Origin of the sequence: Streptococcus sanguinis (assembly GCA_013378335.1) — a bacterium.
GTDB lineage: Bacteria > Bacillota > Bacilli > Lactobacillales > Streptococcaceae > Streptococcus > Streptococcus sanguinis_I.
This window is the reverse complement of the sequence record CP040556.1, coordinates 1,081,119-1,104,637: the sequence shown is the minus strand read 5'-3', so window position 1 is coordinate 1,104,637 and position 23,519 is coordinate 1,081,119. Positions and strand designations below refer to the sequence as shown.

Here is a 23,519-nt window from a genome sequence, read left to right as displayed (position 1 = left end):
TATAGGCAACTAGTTTCCGTCCCCAATCGACGTGACTGAGGCTTCTTACGTTGAAAGACCAAAGATTGATACGGTTAGAAATCTGTTTTCGTCCCCTCGCGAGGTGAATGGGGCTTCTTACAGAGGAAGGTGGTTAGAACTGATGTTTTTAGCTCGTTTCCGTACCCTCTCAAGGTGATTGGGGGTTATTGCTTCTGGAGATTTACAAATACCAGGCACAAGCTGAAAGGTTTCCGCCCCCTCTCGAGGCGACTGGGGTTTCTTACAGAATCCCGTTTATTGAAAGGTTGAAAGAAATTTCGGTTTCCGTCCCCTCCCGAGGTGAATGGGGGTTCTTACATCTGGTTCATCCTTGCAGGAAATCCAGCACCCTCTATGTTTCCGTCCCCTCTCGGGGTGACTGGGGGGTCTTACTGAAATCACATTGGAAAACATTTATACAATGTTGCGTTTCCGTCCCCTTTCGAGGTAACTGGGGTTTCTTACATCGCTTGAAACTAAAAGATAGTTATTTGGGAGAAGAAGTTTCCGTACCCTCCCGAGCTGAATGGGGGTTCTAACTTGATGGTTCAGGGATGCCTACAGAGGCAATTGTTATGTTTCCGCCCCCTTTCGAGGTGATTGGAGTTTCTTACTGATATGACCAAGAACATTGGTACGTTTACAGCAGGTTTCCGTTCCCTCTCGGGCAGATTGGAGGTTCTAACCGTTACTAGACGAGCGATGTTTCATAATCTCCTTGTTTCCATCCCCCTCGAGGTGACTGGGGGTCTTACCGTTTGCAACCACGAACAAAAGATGCAGCAGATGCAGAGTTTCCGTCCCCTACCGAGGTGACACTGGGGTTCTTACTTTCTTCCTAACCAAACAATCGAGGGCAATATTTAGTTTCCGTACCCTCTCGAGGTGAATGGGGGGTATTACTTACACATGACAAAAGTACTAGCTATCTCTAACAAGTTTCCGTACCCTCGCGAGGTGAATGGGGGTTCTAACATAACATTTCATAACCAATCTATTACATTACGAAAGTTTCCGTTCCCTCTCGGGCAGACTGGAGGTTCTAACCGTTACTAGACGAGCGATGTTTCATAATCTCCTTGTTTCCGTCCCCTCCCGAGGTGACTGGGGTTTCTAACAAAATCAAGATAAATATATCGGGTGTATTGTTGAAGTTTCCGTACCCTACCAACGTGAATGGGGGTGTCTTACGAGATATACGTCTAAATTACAATTTAATCGCAAGACGTTTCCGCCCCCTCCCGAGGTGAATGCGAGTTCTAACAAGTACTCTTCGTTAGCGAATATCCTGGCAACAACTGAGTTTCCGTTCCCTCTCGAGGTGACTGGGGGTTCTTACCGAGAAGAGCAGACAGGAAGCAGGCCATCTTTTAAAGTTTCCGTCCCTTCGCGAGGTAAATGGGGGGTATTACAGCAAGTAAATAAGCACTAATCGAATTTAATAAAGCGTTTCCGCCCCCTTGCGAGGTGAATGGAGATTTTTACTATACTGATAAAGATGTGAGCAAGTTAACAGGGATTTCGTTTCCGTACCCTTACGAGGGGAATAGGGGTTCTTACGCGGAAAAGCTATATAGCATTGCGGTTAGTCGCTTTGGTTTCCGTCCCCTCTCGAGGAAACTGGGGTTTCTTACACAACAACCAGTTGTTGAAGAGAAACAAGGAAAAGGTTTCCGTCCCCTCTCGAGGAGACTGGGGTTTCTTACCAAGATGCGTAGTGATGAGAAAATCGATAACGTGTTTCCGTCCCCTCTCGAGGAGACTGGGGTTTCTTACTAAAGTCGTTCACCTAAAACGTCCTTAATTTGTTCGTTTCCGTCCCCTCTCGAGGAGACTGGGGTTTCTTACGAAATGGTCTTTTATGAGTATGACGAAAACTCAATCCGTTTCCGTCCCCTCTCGAGGAGACTGGGGTTTCTTACCCCATATCTTGTATAGGGTCTTCATGTCAAACTACTAGATCTAGTTTGACATCCCAGTTGAAACTTATCCTTATTATACCATGAAGCCAGCAAAATTTAAAGATTAAAAGAATAATATCTCTTCCAGCAACTCAGCGCCAGCATAGGGATTAAAGACTACAGTTTCTTCTTTATGCCCGACATATACGATGATATTGTCTCCTTCATCGGCTTGATAAAAGTCTCTTATATCTTTTATCAAAAGATCAAAATTCAGCTTTTCTATATCGACCTCGAAGCAAGAACGCTGAACCCTTGTACCATAGCCTTCTAAAAGCTTGGCTAGTTTTAAACGCCTTTTATTACTTACGATATCATAAATAACCAGACAAAACTTTGTTTTCTTCCTGGCAAATTCCTTGCTGACACTATCAAGATTATAAAAAGTCATCTTCACTCTCCCGTATAACTGCTGATATAGTCGTCAGCATTCCTTGACTTAAAACATCGAATCAAAGACTTGATTTGCTGATCTGCCGTGTACAAAAAAGTGTAGCGATTCTTATCCAATTCGACATAATGATGGATTTCTAAGATGCGCTCCCTCATAGCTCGAGAAAATACTTCAATCCCTTCCGAAGTCAAATGCATTTCATCCCCCATCTTCTCAAAATGCTCCCCCCTAATATCACCATGCTTAATCAGACTCATCACAGTATCATCTACGATGACTGGCCGCCACTCTTCCATTAGGTCGCTGGCTAGTACTGCATGATGGGTATGTGGCTGATGGGTAACGCCAAAGCCTGCACTAAGACCATTTTTCCGAATCAAACCAATAAAACAGGAATACAAAATTGAATACCCAAAATTTAGCAGCGCATTAAAACGATCTAAGGATGGCCTCCTATTGCGACTATAAAACTGAAAATCTTCTTCTACCAGTAGATTTAGATAGTAGAAATAAGATTTTGCAATTCTGCCTTCAATCCCCATAATTTCTGATATGCTTTTGGCAGATTTAAGGCTCTCACAAGCAGATTTAAAACGTTTAAAGTCCTCTTCGTCAAATAGCCCTTGCTCATCGTATGCTTTTAGCAGATTTAATTGATTCATGATTTTTGCCGAAGCTATTCTCTGTGACATCTTCAGACAGAAACATTTATCAAAAGAAGCCTGAGCCTGCTCTCTCTGCTTTTCATAGTCCGCTTCCTTAAAAGAATCCATCGAAAATAAAAACTCACCCTTACTAGAAAAATAGAAGACTGGAATCCCATGGCGAGATAAAGATTTCAGTAATTGTGTAGATAACTGAGGATTGCCAAATATGAGAATGTTATCAATTAGACTTAATGAAATAGCCTTGAGCATAGTTCGTTCTTGGTTCTTTATCATTAACTTATGATCACTAATTGATAAGCTGTATGAAGAGTTCTGAATATACAAATCAGCCATATTAAAACACTTTCTTTTTTATTTAATATTTTAATATGGCTATTTTAAGTTGTCAATAAAAACCCTTGCAAAATCTACAAGAGTCTTTTTTTCTTATTTTTTAGTAGTAGATTCTAGCTATCTCTTCTCAATTTCCCCAGCACTTCCCCTATTTTACCTTCAATAACTAGATCTGCCTGGCTGTCTTGAGGGATGCTGGTCTTATTGATGACGACCAAATGCTTACCTGCAAAGTACTGGATGAGGCTGGCTGCTGGATGGACGACTAAGGACGTACCGCCGATTATCAGTAGATCTGCTTGCTGGATAGCTTGGGCAGCCTGCTGGAAAACTTCCATATCTAGAGGTTCTTCATAGAGAGTCACATCTGGCTTGACAATACCACCACAGTCAAGGCAGTGAGGAATGGTACCGTCCAGAGCCAGAAAACCATCCAAATCATAGAATCGCTGACAATTCAGACAATAATTTCTATCCGCACTGCCATGAAGCTTGAGAACCTTTTTCGAACCGGCCATTTCATGCAAGCTATCGATATTTTGAGTCACCACAGCCTTGAGCTTGCCCGCTTTCTCTAAGTCCGCCAAGTAGAGATGTGCTGCATTGGGCTTAGCTTCTGGATAGAGCAGGTACTTCTTGTAAAAGTCAAAAAACTCCTGCGGATAGCGCTCAAACATAGTGTGAGAAACCAGCTGCTCCGCTGTAAAATGCCGTCCCAACTTGACACTGTAAATTCCATCTGAACTGCGAAAGTCCGGAATATTGGACTCAGTCGAAACACCCGCACCTCCAAAAAAGACGATATTCTGACTTTGGTCTATCAATTCTTGCAACCTTGCAATCTTATCCATCCTGCTACTCCTTATAAGAGACTTTCTATGACCGCATTCGCTCGGTCGAAGTAAAAGGGTTCCCTCTGATAAACTATGCCTGTCTCCTGCACCAAATCAATCAGAAGCTCCATAAAGTGCTGAGATGAGAAACCTGTCGTCCTGTGCAACTCCTCCTCATCAAAAGGCTTGATAAGATGAGCCAACGGATTGCGGACTGACTTTTCTAACTCTCTTAGCTGCTGTGCTGATTCTTTGACAGATTCGGGCAAATGCAACTGCAAAATCAGCTCCGTCAAACTAGAAGAATTGACCGTGCTTTCCGCATGAAAATTTTGCAGGTCAGGATTATCAGAATTTCGCATCTTTTCAAACTTCCAACGGTCATAACTGGCCCCTCGTGAATTATGAATATAGCAGTCAATATCCGGTATTTGCATGCGAATCAACCGCATAAAAATCCTATAAATAGCTGGACTGACAGCCCGGATAAAGTCAATCAGCTGCTCATTTCTAAGCTTGGCTTCCAGATCATAAAGGTAATTAACCAGCTGTTCATCCGCTTCATTTTCATGGCAAAAAAGCTGAAAATCAGCTAGGTTAGACCCAGTGATTTCCAACTTTAGATTCATCATAGATTGGATGTTGAGCTCTCTTCGCTCCGCTAAAGCCTCAAGAAGACGGACCAAGTCAGACTGGACACTGCTTCCTGCTCGCTCAGCCAGCTTATACGCATAAGCATAGTCATAGCGGGAAATAGCAAAGAGAATAGCTTCTTTGACATCTACTTTCATGCTTCTGCAATCAAGGTTTCCAAACCAACCTTCATCATATCGGTAAAGGTATTTTGGCGTTCTTCTGCTGTCGTATCCTCTTCAGGATTGACCAAGCTGTCAGAAATGGTCATAATCGCAAGAGCATCTACATGGTGCTGAGCAGCCAGATAATAAAGTGCCGCAGCTTCCATTTCAACAGCTTTAACTCCCCATTTACCAAGCTCAATATTCTTTTCAAAGTAGTTTGAGTAAAAGACATCAGACGACAAGACGTTTCCAACGTGCGTCGTCATACCGAGATCTTTAGCGATATGATAGGCCTTATCTAGTAAATCAAAGCTAGCGATTTGTGGGAAATCATACTGTGGCCAGTCATTGCGGATGATATTGGAGTTAGTTGCAGCTGCTTGCGCCAGTACTAATTCACGGACATGGACATCAGCATTTAACGAGCCAGCTGTTCCGACACGTATCAGCTTTTTCACACCGTAATCAACAATCAGCTCACGCGCGTAGATAGAGATTGAGGGCATTCCCATCCCTGTCCCCATAACAGAAACACGCTCGCCTTTGTAAGTACCTGTGTAGCCGAACATATTACGGACTTCATTGAAACAAACAGCATCTTCTAGGAAATTCTCCGCAATAAATTTGGCCCGAAGCGGATCACCAGGAAGAAGGATTTTATCAGCAATTTCACCTGGCTTAGCAGAAATATGAATAGACATAGTTATGATACTAAGGGCTTAAAAGAGGCAAAGCAAAAATAGGAAATCGAACGAAGATGCGACTGCATCTAGGTAGATTTATCTTTTTTGCACCGCCTCTAGCCCGAGTTCAATTCAGACTCAGACGCCCTTCCTTTCTGTGTTTATTTGAAAGATAGTTTTCCTCTCGTGTTCAAATCTGAACAACTCACTCTACCTTTCTCTAGTTTAATGATTTTATCAGCATAGATAGAAAAGCTGTTTTGGATTCAATTACAAACCCAGACACTCCGCCTTTCAACATTTTTTTACAATTCAGCAAGTGTTTCTTTAAGCAGTCGTTTAAAATCACCTTTGACACGTTCTGTTACTTCAACCACTTCCTCATGATTAAGCTCTTCTTGGAACCCAGCAGCAAAGTTTGTAATGCATGATATGCCAAGGACTTTCAAACCAGAATGTGCTGCTACAATCACTTCAGGAACAGTAGACATGCCGACTGCATCTGCTCCGAGCGTCTTATAAGCACGGATTTCTGCAGGCGTTTCGTAAGTCGGACCGGTAACACCAATATAGACACCGTCATCAAGCTTAATGCCAAGCTTATCAGCGACTTGATGAGCAGTTGCACGATATTCTGGAGTGTAAGATTTAGACATATCAGGGAAACGTGGACCAAATTCATCCAAGTTTTCACCAATCAAAGGATTTTGGCCAGTCATATTGATATGGTCAGTGATCGCCATAAGCGTACCAGGGCCATAGCCGATACCACCAGCTGCATTTGTCACAATAACACCTGTCGCACCAAGAGCCTTCATCACACGCACTGGGAAAGTAACGATTTCTAAAGGATTTCCTTCATAGAAGTGGAAGCGGCCTTGCAGTGCCAAGACTTTACGTCCTGCCAAGTCTCCATAGACTAATTTACCAGCGTGACCAACAACAGTTGAGCGACCCCAGTTTGGAATATCCGCATAGTCAAGACTAACGGTATTTTCGATCTCTTCAGCCAATTCTCCCAAACCAGATCCCAAGATCAGACCAAATTCAGGCTCTGTCATCCCTTTTTCTTTTAAGAAGGCTGCTGTTGCTTTGATTTTTTCTGATAAGCTTGTCATAAAACATTTTCCTCACTCTCTTATTATGCTTATACCAATTTGTCCAAGAAGCTTTCACCAATCATCGCCTTGTCCACTCCGAAGTTTTCAGCAACGGTAGCTGAGATATCCGCAAAGTGTCCAACAGGAATGTGACCATGACCGCTCAGCGATTTTCCGAAGACCAAGAGCGGAATGTACTCACGAGTGTGGTCAGTTCCAGCATAGGTCGGGTCATTACCATGGTCAGCAGTAATCATGAGCAGATCATCTTCACGCATGTTTTCAATGATTTCTGGGATGCGTGCATCAAACTCTTCTAGGCAGTCACGGTAGCCATGTGGATCACGGCGGTGACCATAAAGAGCATCAAAGTCTACTAGGTTGGTAAATGAGAAACCTTCTTTGAAATTCTCGTCTTTGAGAGCTTTGACCAAAGTATCTACACCATGATTGTTAGACTTATTGTGTCCCATGTCATGGTTAATTCCAGCGCCATTGAAGATGTCATTAATCTTACCAACAGAATAAGTATCAATTCCAGCTTCATTGAGCTTATCAAGTACAGTTGGATTAAACGGAGAAACGGCATAGTCGTGACGGTTGGCTGTACGAGTGAAGTTGCCAGGCTCACCTACATAAGGACGAGCGATAATACGTCCCAGAAGCGCAGGCCGTTCCAAGGTAATAGAGCGGGCGAATTCACAGATGCGATAGAGTTCTTCCAAAGGAATCACTTCTTCGTGTGCTGCAATTTGCAATACTGGGTCAGCAGAGGTGTAGATAATCAGCTCGCCTGTTTCCATCTGACGAGGACCAAAGTCATCAATAACTGCTGTACCAGAGTATGGTTTGTTAGCCTCGCGAATGACCTTGCGACCAGAAAACTCTTCAATCTGAGTCAGGATTTCTTCTGGGAAGCCATTCCAGAAAGTATCAAAAGGCTCAGTAATATTGAGACCCATGATTTCCCAGTGCCCTGTCATCGTGTCTTTTCCAAGAGATACTTCTTCCAGTTTGGTATAGTAGCCGCTAGGATTTTCTTCTTGAGGAACTGTCTTCAAAGGAACAGGACGCTCGATATTTCCCAGACCAATCTTAGCCATGTTTGGTACATTCAGCCCTACCGTTTTGGAAATATGTCCTAGAGTATCTGAAGCACCATCTGGTACTCCTGCATTGACAAAGTTATTAGCATCTGGTGCAGCACCGATACCAACTGAGTCCATGACTACCAAGTGAATACGATTAAATTTTGGCATAAAATACCTCTTTCTATTTATTGGCCTCTAAAACTTGAAGACCTGATTTTCCAGCAACAATGACCTTGTCTACCATTTGATTAAACAGTCCATGCTCCACTACGCCCACTACATGATCTAGTTCTTGCGCAAACTCGACTGGATTTTCAATCACACCTAAATCTAAGTCGATAATGAAATTCTGCATGTCTGTAACAAAGCGTTGGCCATCTTTCTCACGAAAGGCAGGCTTATAGCCCGCACGCTCAAAGCGACGAAAGAGCTGCTCAGCACCATACTGAACAACTTCTACTGGCAGCTTGAAGGCACCTAGCTTGTCTACCATCTTGCTTTCATCGACTACCCAGATATAGTGCTTGGTAGGCACCGCTACGACTTTCTCCATGAGAAGTGCGCCGCCACCGCCCTTGATACCGTTAAAGGCTGAATCTACCTCATCAGCTCCATCAACTGTCACATCAACAAAGTCAACTTCATCAATGGATTTGAGCGGAATACCTAATCCTTCCGCCTGTTTGCTAGTGACACTGGAAGTCGTGACAGCTGTTATCTGCAGTCCTTCCTCCTTGACACGCCGTCCAATCTCCTCGACAAAATAGTAGGCAGTTGAACCCGTCCCGAGACCGACAATCATCCCGTTTTGGACAAATTCAGCAGCCTTGATACCTGCCAGTTTTTTTAGATTTTCCATAGCACCTCCTCAAATCACACTACTTTTATTATATCATGATTCCCCCTGTTATGAAAGTGTTTTCTTTGCCATACCTAAATTTCATTCCTCCCGCTTGATAATCGAAAGCCTTGCTCCTCCTTGATTTTTGCGTTACAATTAGGGTAATTGATTTTAAAACACAAGGAAAAATACAGTATGATTACCAGAGAATTTGATACCATCGCTGCCATTTCTACGCCTCTTGGCGAAGGGGCCATTGGCATCGTCAGACTAAGCGGGACTGACAGCTTTGCTATTGCCCAAAAAATCTTCAAAGGGAAAAATCTGAGCGAAGTAGAAAGCCACACGCTCAACTACGGCCATATCGTTGACCCACAAAATCAGGAAATTCTAGACGAGGTCATGCTTGGTGCCATGCGCTCTCCCAAGACCTTCACGCGCGAGGATATCATCGAGATAAATACCCACGGTGGAATTGCGGTCACGAATGAAATCCTACAGCTAGCTATCCGCGAGGGCGCTAGAATGGCTGAGCCTGGTGAGTTTACCAAGCGGGCCTTTCTCAATGGGCGCGTAGATTTGACTCAGGCTGAGGCTGTTATGGACATCATCCGCGCCAAAACTGATAAAGCTATGAACAATGCTGTCAAGCAGCTGGATGGTTCTCTCTCCAACCTTATCAACAATACCCGTCAGGAAATCCTCAACACACTGGCGCAGGTGGAGGTCAATATCGACTATCCTGAGTACGACGACGTGGAAGAGATGACGACCCAGCTGATGCGAGAAAAAACAGCTGAGTTCGAGACTCTGCTGAGTAATCTCCTCAATACTGCACGACGAGGAAAAATTTTACGTGAAGGTATTTCCACTGCTATCATCGGACGGCCTAATGTTGGCAAGTCCAGCCTGCTCAACAATCTCCTGCGCGAGGACAAGGCCATTGTGACCGATATTGAGGGGACGACTCGTGATGTGATCGAGGAGTATGTTAATATCAAGGGCGTGCCGCTCAAGCTCATCGATACTGCAGGAATTCGAGAAACCGATGACCTTGTAGAGCAGATTGGAGTTGAGCGCTCTAAAAAAGCCCTGCAGGAAGCTGACTTGGTTCTCTTGGTTCTCAATGCCAGCGAGCCCCTGACAGACCAGGACAGACAATTGCTTGAAATCAGCCAAGACAGCAATCGCATCGTCCTGCTTAACAAGACTGACCTTGAAGAAAAGATTGAGCTGGATCAGCTGCCAACTGATGTCATCAAGATTTCTGTCCTTCACAATCAAAATATCGATAAAATTGAAGAAGGCATCAATCAGCTCTTCTTTGAAAATGCTGGTATCGTTGAGCAAGATGCCACCTACCTGTCCAACGCCCGTCATATCTCCTTGATTGAAAAAGCCCTGGAAAGTCTGCAAGCCGTCAACCAAGGCTTGGAAATGGGTATGCCGGTAGATCTTCTCCAAGTCGATATGACCCGAACCTGGGAAATCCTCGGCGAAATCACCGGCGATGCGGCACCAGACGAACTCATCACCCAACTCTTCAGTCAATTTTGCTTGGGGAAATAGAGAAACAATAAATACCTGTCATTTCCAAACTTACATTTGTTCTACTTTCCTTAGTTCTATCAAGTTCCACTGCCCTCTAATAAAACTATTGCTAAAATCTTCAAATTCATATAAAATAATTCTATCATATCAAAAAGGAGATTCTCCATAAAAAAAACTTTCAAGTATTCTTACTAGCAGCTAGTCTATTAAGTTTGGCTGCTTGTGCCCAATCTCAATCAAAGAAGCCAGCTCAATCAAGTGATAAGGCTAAAACTTCCAAAAAATCATCCTCTAGCAGTAAGGTCAGTTCTAAATCATCTAGTAAATCTGATAGCTCTTCGTCATCCAGTTCATCTTCTGACTCTAGCAGCATTCCAAGCACTAACAGCAGCTCAAGCTCTACTATAGTAGATGGCAAGGAAGTTTCTATTACTTCCGAAGGTGTGAATCGGTTACACTAAACTAGACAGATTTTATAAAGTGTTCTACACTAAAGAAAAGAGGAGAACAATATGTCTAGAAAAACTCGCCGTCACTTCACAGATGACTTCAAACAACAAATCGTTGATCTTCATAATGCTGGTATGAAACGAAGTGAGCTTATCAAAGAATATGATTTAACACCCTCTACCTTTGATAAGTGGGTCAAACAGGCAAGAACGACTGGTTCCTTTAAGTCTGTTGATAATCTCACTGATGAACAACGTGAGCTCATTGCTCTTAGGAAGCAAAATAAAGAGCTTGAAATGCAATTAGATATCTTAAAGCAAGCGGCAGTGATTATGGCACAAAAAGGGAAGTAATCACTGCTAATAAGGATAAATATTGCATTTCAGCCATGTGTCATTGCTTGAACATCCCTCGTGCTAGCTATTACTACAAAGCCATAGAACCAAAGTCTGAGGCAGAGCTTGAAGAAATGATTAAAACCATTTTCCGTGAGAGCAAGTCTAGATATGGTGCTAGAAAACTCAAGAAATGTCTGGAAAACGAAGGGATTATCTTGTCTCGTCGGCGGATTCGTCGCATCATGAAGCGATTGAATCTCGTATCCGTCTACCAGAAGGCTGCCTTCAAATCGAATTCTAAAGGGAAAAATGAAGCACCTATTCCAAACCTATTGGCTCGACAATTTGACCAAGAAAAGCCACTTGAAGCAATTGTAACAGATTTGACCTACGTCCGTGTTGGAAATCGTTGGGCTTATGTTTGTTTGATCATTGACCTCTTCAACCGTGAAATTATTGGTCTGTCAGTTGGGTGGCATAAGACTGCAGAGCTCGTCAAACAAGCCATTCAAAGCATTCCTTACGCGCTTACCAAAGTCAAGCTGTTCCATTCTGACCGTGGTAAGGAGTTTGATAACCAGCTGATTGATGAGATGCTAGAGGCATTTGGCATCGCTCGGTCTCTAAGTCAAGCAGCTTGTCCCTATGACAACGCCGTTTCTGAGAGTACTTACCGTGCCTTCAAACTCGAGTTTGTCAACCAAGAAACCTTCCATTCGCTGAAAGAACTAACCCTTAAAACAAAGGACTACGTTTACTGGTGGAATCATCATCGCATTCACAGCAGTCTTAACTATCAAACCCCAATCGCTAAGCGAATCAGCACTTAACAAAAAACACTTTATAAATTTTGTATAGAAAAGTGTTGCCTTTTCAGTGCTTTTATCACTTTTCCTGAAATCGGTAAAGTCGTGAAGAAAGATGATGGCTATCTATTCGCTTCGCAAGGCCTTTGGGTAATGATTAGAACTGATGGACAATATATGTCTATCACATCAGAAGGTAGAAATATCAATAGCATTGATGTTGATCCTGGTCCAGTTAATGACGTTTATGCAAAATTTGGAGTTTCTGGCACTGCCGATATTGACGCGATTATAGAAAAAGCCAAATCATCAAACAACTAGAGTAAAAATGAAGCATCCCTAACTAACTTTGCTTTGGGAAATAGAGAACAAGAGTTTGGGACAAAAGTCCAACCTCAAATATAAAAAGCGAACAAAACTAGTTTTCTGGTAATCAGAATTCTGCTTTGTTCGTTTTTCGCATTTAATTATAGATCTGAAGGGCCTAATAATTAAGATTTTTAAAAATTGAAATCTTTTTGTCCCAGACTCTTTTCAAATGCAATATTTCATTCTTTAAAGTCATTAATTATCGTTTTAAATGAAAAAGAGTATTCTAACTCTCAATCTAAAACAGACCTTACCATCTTAGCCAGCCCCAAAGGATTGTCTCCATAGATATTGTGTCCGCAATCTTCAACTTCCATTAACTGAACATAATCAGGTAATTCCTTCAATGCCTGAACTTTCCAATTCGGATCAGATTCACCTTGCTGAGGAATAAATAAATAGATTTGACGGTCACTGAGCTTAGATAAACAGCCGTAGACAAGTCGTCTCAATGTCAGCAAGTTTGTCACTATTTGCTGAGAAATTCGCAGCTTCCAGACCTGGGTCTTCTCATCAAAGATTAGATTAGTTTTGACAGCTTTAGCGCAATTCTCCGACCAATATCTTGCTTCATCGTGCTCCAAGGAAATAGCTTCCTCAATACTGCTATAGGAAGTCTGCTCCAAATAGGCAAGAGCATCTCCCATCTCTTCTTCCAGATTACAGATTTTGTCTAGGTTTAAGTAGCCACCATCCAGTAGAATTAACTTCTTAACAGAAGGAAAGACAGAAGCCAAATAAACTGCAAAATCAGCCCCAATGGAATGGGCAAGCAGGGTCACATCTTCGTTCAAATCAACTTGCCGAGCAAACCACTGCTCCAGCTCAATCGGTCGGCGAATTTCTTGGCCATATAAATCCAGATATAGAAATGGAAGACCTAAAGCAGTGAAAAAGTCTTGCGGATAATAAAGATTGCATCCCAGACCACCAATAAAGCAAAAAACTATCTCTTTTCCTCCTGAGAGTATTGAAAAAAGCCTTAGACAGGCTTTTAAAATGTCCCCTGCCGGAATCGAACCAGCAACTACTCCTTAGGAGGGAGTTGTTATATCCATTGAACTAAGGGGACTTAGAGAAAAACTCTGCCCAACGACAGAGTCTTTCTGAGATTAACGGCGAATTTCTTTGATACGCGCTGCCTTACCTTGCAATGCACGAAGGTAGTACAATTTAGCACGACGGACTTTACCGTAACGAACGACTTCAATCTTGTCAACACGTGGAGTGTGGATTGGGAAAGTACGTTCAACACCGATACCGTTAGAGATCTTACGAACGGTGTAAGTTTCTGAGATACCAGCACCTTTACGAGCGATAACCACACCTTCAAAGATCTGGATACGTTCACGACTTCCTTCGACAACTTTCGCGTGAACGCGGACAGTGTCACCAGGACGGAATGCAGGGATGTCAGTACGAAGTTGACCTTCAGTCAAACTTTGGATTAATGGATTCATTTTTTCTACTCCTATCTTACTAATCTTAAGGTTCATGACCGCAGCGGATTAGCCGTTTTTTGTGCTTCCATTAGGCACAAACTATATTATATCAAAATTTCTAAAAATGTAAAGATGTTTAAATGAAAATTCCCAAAAGAATCGCTAAAAATCCGAGGATATAAGTCAAAGCCAAGTAGAGAAGAAATTTCTTTCGCTCCGAAAAGAGACCGGCCAGCTCAGCATTCAAAGTGGAAAACGTCGTCAAACCACCACAGAATCCTGTTGCCAAAATCACATAAAACTGCTTGTCTTCTATATGATTATAAAAATATCCAATGAAAAAAGCACCTAGCAAATTTGCTAATAAAGTTCCAATCGGCAGAGATGCTCTGCTATTGACCTTGGAGAAAACATAACGCACAAGAGAACCAGCGCCGCAGCAGATTAACATCGCCCACATCATGACTTCACCTGCTTCCCGGCCCATAGGGCGATTGCAAGGCCACCACCTACACTTAAAACTAGATAGATAAGAAGCTCCATATAGCGCCCTGAATCTGCTAGTTTGATACTGTCTAGCAGAAGACCAGAAAAGGTCGTCAAACCTCCGCAAAAACCGGTCGAAAGAGCTAGAATTAGGCACTGAGACTTAACTTTACTGCTAAGATAGCCCTTGATAATATAGACTAGCAAAAAAGTTCCCAAATAATTGACCAGTAAGGTACCTAGCGGAAATGAATCATCAAAAACTGATATGAGCGCTACTTGGTAACGTAGCCAACCGCCTGCCATAGCAGATAAAGCCACAGCTATCGAATTCTGTACTTCTTTCATTAGATATTTTTATTCTGAAATTCACGCGAACGTTTTAAAATGTCAGAAAAGGTCGCAACAACTGTTTCTTTGTAGTCCTTGTTTTCAACCTTATCCGCAACTCTGGCAAAAATCACATCTTCTCTCTTGCTATCCAAGACAGCTGTTCCTGTTGATTTTTTTAAAGCCACGACTTGGCCAACCAGATTCATGCGTTGCTCCAGCAGGGCAACGATTTCATCATCCACTTGATCAATTTCCTGTCTGATTTCTTCTAACGTCATCTACTTCCTCCTTGTATTCTATCTATCATAACAAAAAATAGTAAAATTTTCTAGTACAATTCTAAATAAAAAGCTACAAGTACCGTGATTAAAAGAAAACTCGCAAAGACGAGTCCCTATCTAAATATTAAAAGAGTCTGGGACAAAAGTCCAGCCTTAAATATAAAAAGCGAACAAAACTAGTTTTCTGGTAATCAGAATTCTGCTTTGTTCGCTCTTCGCATTTAATTATAGATTTGAAGGGCTTAATAATTAAGATTTTTAAAAATTGAAATCTTTTTGTCCCAAACTCTTTTAAAGTGCACTCGCTTAAGCGAGTGTTTATCCGCAACCTAAAAATACCCGTTAAGAGTTTCTCTAGGTAAACCGACTGACTTCGGTTCTTATCTACAGATTAAAAAGGTCCACTGGACCTTTTTAACCAACCGATCCTTCCATACTCATGTTGATGAGTTGGTTGAGTTCGACGGCGTATTCCATTGGAAGTTCTTTGGTAATGGGTTCCATAAAACCGTTGATAATCATAGCTGTGGCTTCTTCTTCGCTGATGCCTCTGCTCATCAGATAGTAGAGCTGGTCCTCAGATACTTTGGAAACCTTGGCTTCATGCTCTAACGCGACATTGGAATTATGGATTTCATTAAAAGGAATAGTATCAGAACTAGACTCACCATCCATCAGAATGGTATCGCACTCAATATGAGATTTGGAGCCAGCGCTATTCTTACCAAAGCGAACCTGACCACGATAGTCTGTCTTGCCACCATCCTTGGCCACTGATTTAGAAATTAAGGTACTGGAAGTCTTGGGTGCATTATGAAAGACCTTACAACCCGCATCCAAGTGCTGACCATAGTTGGCAAAGGACATAGAGAGGACAGAAGTCCTTGCATTACGGCCATTAAGAATGCTACACGGATATTTCATATTGACCTTGCTGCCTAAGTTCCCATCAATCCACTCTAAGGTACCGCCTTCATCAACAATCCCCCGTTCCGTTACGAGGTTATAGACATTGTCCGACCAGTTTTGAATGGTTGTATAGCGAAAAAAAGCATCCTTTTTTACAATGATTTCGACATTTGCCGCATGAAGACTATTGCTTGTGTAAGTCGGTGCTGTACAACCCTCGATATACTGGATGGAACCGCCCTCCTCGATAATCATCAAGGAGCGCTCAAACTGGCCGGCATTTTCACCATTGATACGAAAATAGGTCTGAACAGGAACTTGGCACTGGACGTTTTTAGGCACATAGATAAAGGTTCCGCCGGACCAAACCGCACTATTAAGCGCAGAAAATTTATGCTCAGCATTTGAAATCACAGTACCAAAATACTGCTTGACCAAGTCCGGATATTCCTGAACAGCCGTATCCGTATCAGTGAAGATAATCCCCAGCTTGGCAAACTCTTCCTTCATATTGTGGTAAACCACTTCAGATTCATACTGAGCCACTGCTCCAGATAGAAACTGCTTCTCAGCTTCTGGAATTCCCAATCGGTCAAAGGTTTTCTTAATCTCTTCTGGGACTTCATCCCAACTGCGAGCCCGATCTCCGCTTAGCTTTTGATAATAGATAACATCATCAAAGCGAATCCCTGACAAATCAGGGCCAAAGTCGGGCATAGGTAACTTATGAAAGAGTTCCAAGGAGCGCAGACGATAGTCCAGCATCCACTGGGGCTCATTCTTGATTTCTGAGATTTCTCGAACTACTTCTTCTGTCAGGCCTTTACCAGTCGAAAAGAGCGGCTTGACATCATCATGAAAGCCAAAGGCATAGTCGCGTTCTTTCATAGGAACTCCTCCTTTATCTGACGGTTAGCGCTTACCTACATTATACTCCTAATCATGAGAATTGTCAGAAAATAACACTTTCGCAAAATAAAAACGGCCGCAGCCGTTTCATCTATCTATCACTTTAAACTTTATTAACCAAGCCTTCTGCAAAAGCTTCTAAGCGTGCAATATCATCATCTTCCGCAGATAGGTCTACTTTAACACTTTCTGCCCCCTTCACTGCTCTTGTAGCAGCAAAGGCAGCATCAAAGTCATCAACAGCCTTGCAGAATTCATCATAGAAAGTATCGCCCGAACCGACCACTCCGTAGACCTTGCCAGACAAATCCAATCCGGACAAGTCTTCGTAAAAGTCCATCATCTCATCAGGCAACTCACCATCACCATAGGTATAGGTCGCTACAATCGCAATATCTGCTTCCAAGAAATCTTCTGCATCGACAGTGGTGCACTCGTCCACTTCAACTTCTACATCCAGGTCTCTTAGCTTATCCGCCACAATATCAGCAATTTCCTCAGTGTTTCCAGTCATGCTGGCAAATACAATTTTTGCTAAGGTCATAGTTTCCTCCAAATTCTAATCTGCTCTCATTATATCATATCTTTTTTATTTTAAAAATAAAAACTCTTATGCTACAATGGGTAAAGAAAGTTGACGAGGTTATTTATGACTCTTTATCATGATATTTTAAGTAAGATCAAAGAATACGATACTATTATCATCCATCGCCATATGCGGCCAGATCCCGATGCTCTTGGCAGTCAGGTCGGACTGCAAAAGCTGCTTCAGTACCACTTCCCAGAAAAGACGTTCAAAGCGACAGGCTACGATGAACCCAATCTCATGTGGTTGGCACAAATGGACCAAGTCGCAGACGAAGAATACCAAGAGGCCCTAGTCATTGTCTGTGACACTGCTAATACAGCCAGGATTGACGACCAACGCTACACGACAGGCGACTTCCTCATCAAAATCGATCATCATCCTGATGATGAGGTTTACGGAGATATTTCTCTGGTAGATACAAGTTCCAGCAGTGCCAGTGAAATGATTGCTCTCTTTGCCTTTGAAAATAACTTAGACTTGAGCAAGGAAGTTGCAGAACTCCTCTATGCTGGTATCATCGGCGACACTGGCCGCTTCCTTTATCCTTCTACTAGCGCCCGCACATTCGAAGTAGTTGCCAAGCTGCGCCAGTACGATTTCGACTTATCAGCCTTGTCTCGCAAAATGGACTCTATCAGCCGCCAAGTAGCTAAACTGCAGGGCTATGTATATGAGCAATTGGAAATAGATGAAAATGGTACTGCGCGTGTCATTCTGCCTCAGGAAGTTTTACAAGCCTATCAACTGACCGATGCTGACACAGCAGCCATCGTCGGGGCACCTGGACGAATTGAAGAAGTCGGTCTGTGGGCTATCTTTGTTGAGCAACCTGAAGGTCACTACCGTGTCCGCATGCGCAGCAAGGTTATTCCTATCAACGGTATTGCTAAAAATCATCACGGCGGAGGGCACCCCCTAGCCAGCGGAGCCAATGCATTTTCTAAAGAAGAAATAGAGCAAATCTACACCGAGATGAAAGAATTGGCAAAAAAGTAAGAAATTAGTCTAAAAGTCTTGTCAAATCAACCAGAATTTGATAAACTATCAAAGTAACTAATCTATGGCTCGCAAAGAGACCATGGCAGAAAGGAAATTTTTGTAAAATGAGAAAAGATATTCATCCAGAATACCGCCCAGTTGTCTTCATGGACACTTCTACCGGCTACCAGTTCCTTAGTGGTTCAACTAAACGTTCAAACGAAACAGTTGAATTCGAAGGGGAAACTTACCCATTGATTCGTGTAGAAATTTCATCAGACTCACACCCATTCTACACTGGACGTCAAAAGTTCACTCAAGCAGATGGACGTGTGGATCGTTTCAACAAAAAATACGGTCTCAAATAATCATAAGCACCAATCGGTGCTTTTTTTGCGCCCGAAAGTTTCTTTCTGCTTTTTAAAATCCTAAATTGTCAAATTAAGTTAGACTTTTCAAGTAACTCAGAAAAACTTGGTATGGTGTTTGATAATTTAAAGATTTCCTAGGAATTCTATTTCTTTTATCAGCGATAGCTGATAAATAATTTTGAGAAATAGCAGTAAAATCCATTTGTTTCGGTAATCCATTTCGTCTTAATAAGCCATTAGAATGTTCATTGAGGCCTCTTTGACCAGGACAGCCTGGATCCGCAAAGAAAATATCAATGTCATGCGCATTCGAAATAGACTTCCAATTAGAAAATTCTTTCCCACAATCAAAAGTTATCGACTTAAAAAGATGGCTGGGAACTTGAGACAACCATTGATTGATGGAAACCTCAATATCACTTGCTTTCCGTCCATTAGTTTTCAGTGTGATGATGGCTTTTGAGAGGCGTTCTACCAAGGTAATAACCGCACTTTTGTGTTTCTCGCCAACAATGGTATCCCCTTCTAGATGACCAAATTCTGTCTTAAAATTAGGATAAATGGCTGCTCTCTCACGTAAATCTCTGCGAAACGCTTGTTTTCCTCGTTTTTCGCTATGACCATTTGGTTTTCTTTTGCCTTTCCAAGGGAGATCCTCTTTCTTTAGAATACCACGGTCTGCTAGTCGATAGAGAGTTCTCATAGAACAAGAAACCCTATCTGGATAAGTTCCTTTAATGACATCAAGGCTCCAATTTTGTTCCAAATGAGTTTGGATAAAATTTTTTTCTGATTGTATAAGCCTTGTTTTATTCCGACCACATCGTTTCTTATTGACTTTATACCGTTCATAGTAGTCATAGGCAGAGTGCCCTTCTTTCAGATAGTTGATGACATTGTAGATGGTCTGTTTTGATCTTCCAAGAGCTTTTATAATATCTGTAACTTTTATACCTTCTTTGTAGTAAGCCTCTATCATTACAAGCTCGTTTGTGGTAAGATGAGTATAGGTCATTTATGTTAGTTCCTTTCAGACAAATGTGGTGTTTATCTGAGCCTAACATAGATGGCTTTTTCTGTCTAGCTTAATTTTACAAATTGGGTCAACAAAAAAACTCCAAAAGTCAGACGGTTAAAATCCAACTTTTGGAGTGTGGTTTATATGCAACCAAAGATTAAGAGCACAGATATTTAAGAATGCAATTCCTTATTATTTATAGCTGTAAGCCCAGTAGTAAACACCGTTTCCGTCTACAACTGTCGCTACTGCACCTTCAGTTACGTTAGGATCAAGGAGCAATTCTCTCAAACCGCTGTTAGCCCATTTCTTAACGACAACAGATGCATCTTCATCACGACGTCCAACAAAGCCTGAGCTATCGTATTGACGTGAGATTTCATTTACTTTTGGAAGTGCTTGATTTTGATAAATGTCCTCTGACCAAGTCAACTCTTTCAAACCTTGAGCTTTACGCTCTTCATTGATTTTAGCGAAAGCTTCTTTAGCTTTTGAAACATAGTCATAGTTTGTATCGTTTGTTGCTTCAACACGGTAAACAAACTTCACATAACCAAATTCTACATCACTGTATTTCTTGTCCTCAACACCACTCTTAAGGTTTGCAATCAAGACATAATCCTTAGCATATGGGTTTTCTTTAGTATTCTCAAAGATTTCTGGATCTTCGATTTCCCACTCAACTTTGGCATCCCATCCTGCGTTATCAAGGAACTTAGGATTCATCTTTTCGATAACATAGTTCTTGAATTCTTCAACGTTTTTGAATGGCAGCGGTTGACCTGCTTTAGCAGTTGTCACTAGGTTAGTTGAGTACAATTTCACGCTAGAGTCTTTATCACTGTACATGTATTCATCATCAGCAGTGTTTTCGTGAAGTTTTGGATCAACACCTGGATCGTTTGGATCAGTCATACCTTGCAGTTTCCATTTTTGTCCAATCCACTTCCAGTATGCTGAATAACCTGTACGCTCTGTGTTAGATGGTACATAATAGTAGTGTGTACTACCATCGAAGTAGTAATTTTTATCATTCTCAAGGGCTTTATCACCTGGTTTTCCTGGTGGGTAAACCAATTTTGGAGTTTGTCCATTTGGTGCCCATGCTAAATGCTCAAGACCTTCTGCAGGTTTTTCAACGTATGACGGGATTTGATCTTCACTTGGTTTATCAGTCGTTACCAAACCAGGAGTCTCTGGCACAGCAGGTGTTGTCGGAGTTTCTGGTTTTGGTTCTGCTGGTTGCTCTGGTTTCGGAGCAAATGGATCAAACTCACCTTCTGCACCGTTAATTGGAGGATTTTCTGGCAAATCAACACTTGGAGTTTCTGGTTGGCTTGGTACCTCTGGTTTTGGTTCTGCTGGAGTTGTTGGTTGTTCCGGTCTATCATTTGGAGCTGGAGTTGGTTGCTCTGGTTCCGCTGGTGTCGGAGTTGGAACTTCTGGTTTAGGTTCTTCCGGCTGGCTTGGAGTTGTTGGATTAGTTGAGTTATCAGCAGAATCCTTAACAAACACCCACTTACCATTTTTATAGTAGTAATAGTCTCCATTATCTAATACATAGTAATGATAACCATTTTCATAACGATAATGCGGATCGTTTTCCAAGTTGTTATTGGATGTGCTGTTATTGTTAGTATTTGTCAGTGGCTTCCACTCACCATCACGATAGATACGGTAAGAACCATCCGTCATACGGTAGTAATGGTTACCATTCCAGTAAATATAGTTCTCATCATTTGCCAGATTGTTGTAGTTATTCCAACCATTATAGCCATAATTGTTGCTATAGTTGTAATTCCAGTTGTTATAGCCTGGATAATGGTTATTATAACCATAGTCGTAATTATAGCCATTGTAACCATAGTTATATCCGTAGTTATAATTGTTATAGCCATAATTGTAGTTATTGTAACCATAGTTATAATTGTTGTAACCATAGTTCCAATTATTATAGCTTGGATAATAATAGTTATTGTAACCATAATTATAATTGTTATAGCCGCCATTCCAGTAATTATAGCCTGGTTGATAGTAATTATAACCATAGCCATAATCTTGTGCTTCAACATTATTCGCAGCAGCGATTGCTGGAATAAGAGCTGCAGCAGCCACAACAGATCTTGATAAGAGTCTGAAACGATTGTTCATATTAATTAAACCTCCAAAGTGACCAACATCACTTCATATTTTTGTGGGGGGAATTTATATTTTGTGCACAACTTCATAAAAAAGAATTTCTCGAAAAAACGCCAGCTGGCAGCTGACCACTCCATCTTTAGCAAATGGTAAAAACTCGAATCACTAGTTAGTGAATCCACCTAAATAAAGGCTGCACCATAAATGTTTTTATATCATTTGTTTAAGAAAGCAAGCAGTCAATATGCTAAAAAATACTTTTTTATGCATATCTCACCCTCGAGATGAATTATAGCACAAGAAATTTTTGAATGCAAGTATTTTGGTTAACAATGTGTAAATTATTTTTATGGGTAATTTTTTATAGTTCGTATTTTTGTTCGTTATCCTGTTTTCTATCTATGAAAATCCATATAATCTTCTTATTGACGAACTAAATTAATATAAAAAAGTTTATAATTTGGTTTACATTGTGTAAATTATTTTTGTTGTTTATTTATAGAAAATCCACTCCCTATCATTCTGTTTTTTTATTTAAGTTTATTTTAAGCTTATCTTAAGCCTTTTTTAAGCATATCTTAAGTTTATTTTAAGAATAAAAGAATCTGTTAGCGATTTTTTTGCTTATGGGTTTTTATGTACAGAAATGAATAAGTGTTAAAAAGTAGTAAAAAATACTAGAAGCATTTATTCCAGCTTCTAGTATTTTGAATTTATTAATATTTTAGTTGTTTGATAACCAAGAGGTGGCTATCTTCTTCTCCAACTAGGCTGTGTAGCTCATTGGGCTCCATCGTTAGAAAGGAACCTGCCACTAGCCGTACAGTATGCTCTCCAGCAGAAAAGCTTACATTTCCTGATAAACAAACGACTGTTACTAGTGCATCAGCACTGTGCTCTGGAACTTCTTTTCCTTTAGCAAGATGCAGATGATGGATGATTCTGCCTTCTTCTTGCACAGGTGTTTCTGCAAAATCATTATTGGGATTGGTAACAAAAAATTTCATTTTCTTCCTCCTTGTAACGGATAATAGGATGATTATTCTTCGTAATCACCGCCAGTAATTCCGAAATATTCTTCTAAGGACTTGCCTGATTGAGCGATTTCTTTGGCTTCTTTACCAATATAGCGCAGATGCCAGCTTTCAGGCATGTAGCCAGTTGAACCTTCCTTACCCTCTAGATAGCGAACGATAAAACCGTATTTATAGGCGTTATCTAGAAGCCACTGACTTGCTCCAGCTTCTTGTACGAGATTGCCATTTTTATCAATCAAGTCAAATGCCAAACCAGTCTGGTGCTCGCTGTAGCCTGGCCGAGCAGAATAGCGGTCTGCAGCAGCTTTACCGTCCTGATTGACATAATTTTGATAGAGTTCGGTCTGAGTATCATAGCTGCGAAAACCACTGTATTGGTCGCTAATAGCATAACCTTGTGCCTGCATGTCTGCAATCAGTTTGAGCAATTCTGCTTTAGCAGTCGCATTCTCACCTGGGTTATAGGAAGCTGACAAAGGATAGTGTTTGTTGACTACGAGAATCTCACCATATTTCCCTTTGACACTGTAGTAGCTGCCGTTATAAGAAACATTTTGATCAAGAGTTTTGGCCTCATGATTTTGCTCCTTTTTAGTATCAGCGCTCTCTGAAGATGTTGTCGTATCTTGGCTAGAATTTTTGTCTTTTTCAGCGTCTTGTTTCTTAACTGTACTAGTTGAGCTAGCCGCTTGTTTATCAGAACTGTCTCCAGTAGTGTCTTTACCTGACGAACATGCGCCTAGAACAAGAACAGATGCTGCAAGAATAATTAGTTTACTGTATTTCAT

The 23,519-nt window shown here is 41.4% G+C and carries 23 protein-coding genes, 1 tRNA gene, 2 pseudogenes and 1 CRISPR repeat array; of the genes and pseudogenes, 6 read left to right on the top strand and 20 right to left on the bottom strand.

Translation table 11 applies throughout. The features are described 5' to 3' along the window. Window positions 1–738 precede the first annotated feature (738 nt). Window positions 739–1,943: direct repeats of the CRISPR family, unit length 37 nt; unit sequence GTTTCCGTCCCCTCTCGAGGAGACTGGGGTTTCTTAC. 103 nt (window positions 1,944–2,046) lie between these two features. The 8 genes from cas2 to rpiA all read right to left on the bottom strand — a co-directional run bounded on the left by cas2 (window position 2,047) and on the right by rpiA (window position 8,743). After that, complete coding sequence (gene cas2, locus FFV08_05885; GenBank protein QLB52198.1) at window positions 2,047–2,379, bottom strand: CRISPR-associated endonuclease Cas2; 333 nt, start codon at window positions 2,377–2,379, stop codon at window positions 2,047–2,049. Beyond that, window positions 2,376–3,377: a CRISPR-associated endonuclease Cas1 gene (gene cas1 / locus FFV08_05880; protein ID QLB52197.1), complete on the bottom strand. Its 1,002-nt coding sequence runs from the start codon at window positions 3,375–3,377 to the stop codon at window positions 2,376–2,378. Before cas1 ends, cas2 begins: the two co-directional genes overlap by 4 nt. A 113-nt stretch (window positions 3,378–3,490) precedes the next feature. Then, complete coding sequence (locus FFV08_05875) at window positions 3,491–4,228, bottom strand: NAD-dependent protein deacylase (protein ID QLB52196.1); 738 nt, start codon at window positions 4,226–4,228, stop codon at window positions 3,491–3,493. 11 nt (window positions 4,229–4,239) lie between these two features. After that, on the bottom strand, window positions 4,240–5,001 hold the full coding sequence (locus tag FFV08_05870) for a hypothetical protein (protein QLB52195.1): 762 nt from the start codon (window positions 4,999–5,001) through the stop codon (window positions 4,240–4,242). After that, the gene (gene deoD / locus FFV08_05865) at window positions 4,998–5,711 is read right to left on the bottom strand and encodes a purine-nucleoside phosphorylase (protein ID QLB52194.1); all 714 of its coding nucleotides are present in this window, start codon (window positions 5,709–5,711) and stop codon (window positions 4,998–5,000) included. The genes FFV08_05870 and deoD overlap by 4 nt, the downstream gene beginning before the upstream one ends. Before the next feature lie 287 nt (window positions 5,712–5,998). Beyond that, complete coding sequence (locus FFV08_05860; protein QLB52193.1) at window positions 5,999–6,811, bottom strand: purine-nucleoside phosphorylase; 813 nt, start codon at window positions 6,809–6,811, stop codon at window positions 5,999–6,001. Window positions 6,812–6,840: 29 nt separating this feature from the next. Beyond that, window positions 6,841–8,052 carry a phosphopentomutase gene (locus FFV08_05855; GenBank protein ID QLB52192.1) on the bottom strand — a complete coding sequence of 404 codons (1,212 nt, stop codon included), beginning with the start codon at window positions 8,050–8,052 and terminating at the stop codon, window positions 6,841–6,843. Between the two features lie 13 nt (window positions 8,053–8,065). Beyond that, on the bottom strand, window positions 8,066–8,743 hold the full coding sequence (gene rpiA / locus FFV08_05850; GenBank protein QLB52191.1) for a ribose-5-phosphate isomerase RpiA: 678 nt from the start codon (window positions 8,741–8,743) through the stop codon (window positions 8,066–8,068). Window positions 8,744–8,920: 177 nt separating this feature from the next. Between rpiA and mnmE the strand changes: the two genes are divergently transcribed. The 4 genes and pseudogenes from mnmE to FFV08_05830 all read left to right on the top strand — a co-directional run bounded on the left by mnmE (window position 8,921) and on the right by FFV08_05830 (window position 12,191). Further along, entirely contained in the window at window positions 8,921–10,294 is a 1,374-nt protein-coding gene (gene mnmE, locus FFV08_05845; GenBank protein ID QLB52190.1) for a tRNA uridine-5-carboxymethylaminomethyl(34) synthesis GTPase MnmE, read from the top strand. A gap of 140 nt (window positions 10,295–10,434) precedes the next feature. Further along, window positions 10,435–10,719, top strand: a pseudogene (locus FFV08_05840) (hypothetical protein). A gap of 69 nt (window positions 10,720–10,788) precedes the next feature. Beyond that, a protein-coding gene (locus FFV08_05835; GenBank protein ID QLB52189.1) for an IS3 family transposase occupies window positions 10,789–11,894 on the top strand; the annotation gives its coding sequence in 2 pieces (ribosomal slippage) (window positions 10,789–11,065 and window positions 11,065–11,894; 1,107 coding nt in all). 48 nt (window positions 11,895–11,942) lie between these two features. Next, window positions 11,943–12,191: pseudogene (locus tag FFV08_05830) on the top strand (hypothetical protein). 281 nt (window positions 12,192–12,472) lie between these two features. Here FFV08_05830 and FFV08_05825 read toward each other — a convergent pair. From FFV08_05825 to FFV08_05790, 8 genes are all read right to left on the bottom strand, one after another. Continuing rightward, window positions 12,473–13,210: an alpha/beta hydrolase gene (locus tag FFV08_05825; GenBank protein ID QLB52188.1), complete on the bottom strand. Its 738-nt coding sequence runs from the start codon at window positions 13,208–13,210 to the stop codon at window positions 12,473–12,475. A gap of 29 nt (window positions 13,211–13,239) precedes the next feature. Next, window positions 13,240–13,311 (bottom strand) — tRNA-Arg (locus tag FFV08_05820). 40 nt (window positions 13,312–13,351) lie between these two features. Then, window positions 13,352–13,699 (bottom strand): 50S ribosomal protein L19, encoded by a 348-nt coding sequence (locus FFV08_05815; GenBank protein ID QLB52187.1) that lies wholly within the window; start codon window positions 13,697–13,699, stop codon window positions 13,352–13,354. A gap of 118 nt (window positions 13,700–13,817) precedes the next feature. Beyond that, window positions 13,818–14,168: a fluoride efflux transporter CrcB gene (gene crcB / locus FFV08_05810; protein QLB52186.1), complete on the bottom strand. Its 351-nt coding sequence runs from the start codon at window positions 14,166–14,168 to the stop codon at window positions 13,818–13,820. Next, window positions 14,141–14,515, bottom strand: coding sequence for a fluoride efflux transporter CrcB (gene crcB / locus FFV08_05805; protein QLB52185.1), 375 nt, complete (start codon window positions 14,513–14,515; stop codon window positions 14,141–14,143). Before crcB (FFV08_05805) ends, crcB (FFV08_05810) begins: the two co-directional genes overlap by 28 nt. Beyond that, window positions 14,515–14,778, bottom strand: coding sequence for a chorismate mutase (locus tag FFV08_05800; GenBank protein QLB52184.1), 264 nt, complete (start codon window positions 14,776–14,778; stop codon window positions 14,515–14,517). The genes crcB (FFV08_05805) and FFV08_05800 overlap by 1 nt, the downstream gene beginning before the upstream one ends. 417 nt (window positions 14,779–15,195) lie before the next feature. Next, the gene (sufB, locus tag FFV08_05795) at window positions 15,196–16,578 is read right to left on the bottom strand and encodes a Fe-S cluster assembly protein SufB (protein QLB52183.1); all 1,383 of its coding nucleotides are present in this window, start codon (window positions 16,576–16,578) and stop codon (window positions 15,196–15,198) included. A 124-nt stretch (window positions 16,579–16,702) separates the two neighbouring features. Further along, window positions 16,703–17,143, bottom strand: coding sequence for a flavodoxin (locus tag FFV08_05790; protein QLB52182.1), 441 nt, complete (start codon window positions 17,141–17,143; stop codon window positions 16,703–16,705). A gap of 105 nt (window positions 17,144–17,248) precedes the next feature. Between FFV08_05790 and FFV08_05785 the strand changes: the two genes are divergently transcribed. Further along, window positions 17,249–18,184 carry a bifunctional oligoribonuclease/PAP phosphatase NrnA gene (locus FFV08_05785; GenBank protein QLB52181.1) on the top strand — a complete coding sequence of 312 codons (936 nt, stop codon included), beginning with the start codon at window positions 17,249–17,251 and terminating at the stop codon, window positions 18,182–18,184. Between the two features lie 107 nt (window positions 18,185–18,291). After that, window positions 18,292–18,534, top strand: coding sequence for a type B 50S ribosomal protein L31 (locus FFV08_05780; protein ID QLB52180.1), 243 nt, complete (start codon window positions 18,292–18,294; stop codon window positions 18,532–18,534). 73 nt (window positions 18,535–18,607) lie between these two features. Here FFV08_05780 and FFV08_05775 read toward each other — a convergent pair whose 3' ends face one another. The 4 genes from FFV08_05775 to FFV08_05760 all read right to left on the bottom strand — a co-directional run bounded on the left by FFV08_05775 (window position 18,608) and on the right by FFV08_05760 (window position 23,519). Then, window positions 18,608–19,552, bottom strand: coding sequence for an IS30 family transposase (locus FFV08_05775; GenBank protein QLB52179.1), 945 nt, complete (start codon window positions 19,550–19,552; stop codon window positions 18,608–18,610). 195 nt (window positions 19,553–19,747) lie between these two features. Then, a complete protein-coding gene (locus FFV08_05770) occupies window positions 19,748–21,706 on the bottom strand; it encodes a CAP domain-containing protein (GenBank protein ID QLB52178.1) in 1,959 nt (652 codons plus the stop codon). Window positions 21,707–22,410: 704 nt separating this feature from the next. Then, window positions 22,411–22,701: a cupin gene (locus FFV08_05765; protein QLB52177.1), complete on the bottom strand. Its 291-nt coding sequence runs from the start codon at window positions 22,699–22,701 to the stop codon at window positions 22,411–22,413. 32 nt (window positions 22,702–22,733) lie between these two features. Continuing rightward, on the bottom strand, window positions 22,734–23,519 hold the full coding sequence (locus tag FFV08_05760; GenBank protein ID QLB53276.1) for a D-alanyl-D-alanine carboxypeptidase family protein: 786 nt from the start codon (window positions 23,517–23,519) through the stop codon (window positions 22,734–22,736).

Excerpts from the sequence above, each read along its gene's own strand:
- FFV08_05815 (QLB52187.1), bottom strand. The coding sequence starts at position 13,699 with ATGAATCCATTAATCCAAAGTTTGACTGAAGGTCAACTTCGTACTGAC.
- crcB (QLB52186.1), bottom strand. The coding sequence starts at position 14,168 with ATGGGCCGGGAAGCAGGTGAAGTCATGATGTGGGCGATGTTAATCTGC.
- FFV08_05855 (QLB52192.1), bottom strand. The coding sequence starts at position 8,052 with ATGCCAAAATTTAATCGTATTCACTTGGTAGTCATGGACTCAGTTGGT.
- FFV08_05765 (QLB52177.1), bottom strand. The coding sequence starts at position 22,701 with ATGAAATTTTTTGTTACCAATCCCAATAATGATTTTGCAGAAACACCT.
- FFV08_05875 (QLB52196.1), bottom strand. The coding sequence starts at position 4,228 with ATGGATAAGATTGCAAGGTTGCAAGAATTGATAGACCAAAGTCAGAAT.
- FFV08_05760 (QLB53276.1), bottom strand. The coding sequence starts at position 23,519 with ATGAAATACAGTAAACTAATTATTCTTGCAGCATCTGTTCTTGTTCTA.
- rpiA (QLB52191.1), bottom strand. The coding sequence starts at position 8,743 with ATGGAAAATCTAAAAAAACTGGCAGGTATCAAGGCTGCTGAATTTGTC.
- FFV08_05790 (QLB52182.1), bottom strand. The coding sequence starts at position 17,143 with ATGACCTTAGCAAAAATTGTATTTGCCAGCATGACTGGAAACACTGAG.
- sufB (QLB52183.1), bottom strand. The coding sequence starts at position 16,578 with ATGAAAGAACGCGACTATGCCTTTGGCTTTCATGATGATGTCAAGCCG.
- crcB (QLB52185.1), bottom strand. The coding sequence starts at position 14,515 with ATGAAAGAAGTACAGAATTCGATAGCTGTGGCTTTATCTGCTATGGCA.
- FFV08_05775 (QLB52179.1), bottom strand. The coding sequence starts at position 19,552 with ATGACCTATACTCATCTTACCACAAACGAGCTTGTAATGATAGAGGCT.
- FFV08_05780 (QLB52180.1), top strand. The coding sequence starts at position 18,292 with ATGAGAAAAGATATTCATCCAGAATACCGCCCAGTTGTCTTCATGGAC.
- FFV08_05870 (QLB52195.1), bottom strand. The coding sequence starts at position 5,001 with ATGAAAGTAGATGTCAAAGAAGCTATTCTCTTTGCTATTTCCCGCTAT.
- FFV08_05770 (QLB52178.1), bottom strand. The coding sequence starts at position 21,706 with ATGAACAATCGTTTCAGACTCTTATCAAGATCTGTTGTGGCTGCTGCA.
- FFV08_05800 (QLB52184.1), bottom strand. The coding sequence starts at position 14,778 with ATGACGTTAGAAGAAATCAGACAGGAAATTGATCAAGTGGATGATGAA.
- FFV08_05785 (QLB52181.1), top strand. The coding sequence starts at position 17,249 with ATGACTCTTTATCATGATATTTTAAGTAAGATCAAAGAATACGATACT.
- mnmE (QLB52190.1), top strand. The coding sequence starts at position 8,921 with ATGATTACCAGAGAATTTGATACCATCGCTGCCATTTCTACGCCTCTT.
- cas1 (QLB52197.1), bottom strand. The coding sequence starts at position 3,377 with ATGGCTGATTTGTATATTCAGAACTCTTCATACAGCTTATCAATTAGT.
- deoD (QLB52194.1), bottom strand. The coding sequence starts at position 5,711 with ATGTCTATTCATATTTCTGCTAAGCCAGGTGAAATTGCTGATAAAATC.
- FFV08_05860 (QLB52193.1), bottom strand. The coding sequence starts at position 6,811 with ATGACAAGCTTATCAGAAAAAATCAAAGCAACAGCAGCCTTCTTAAAA.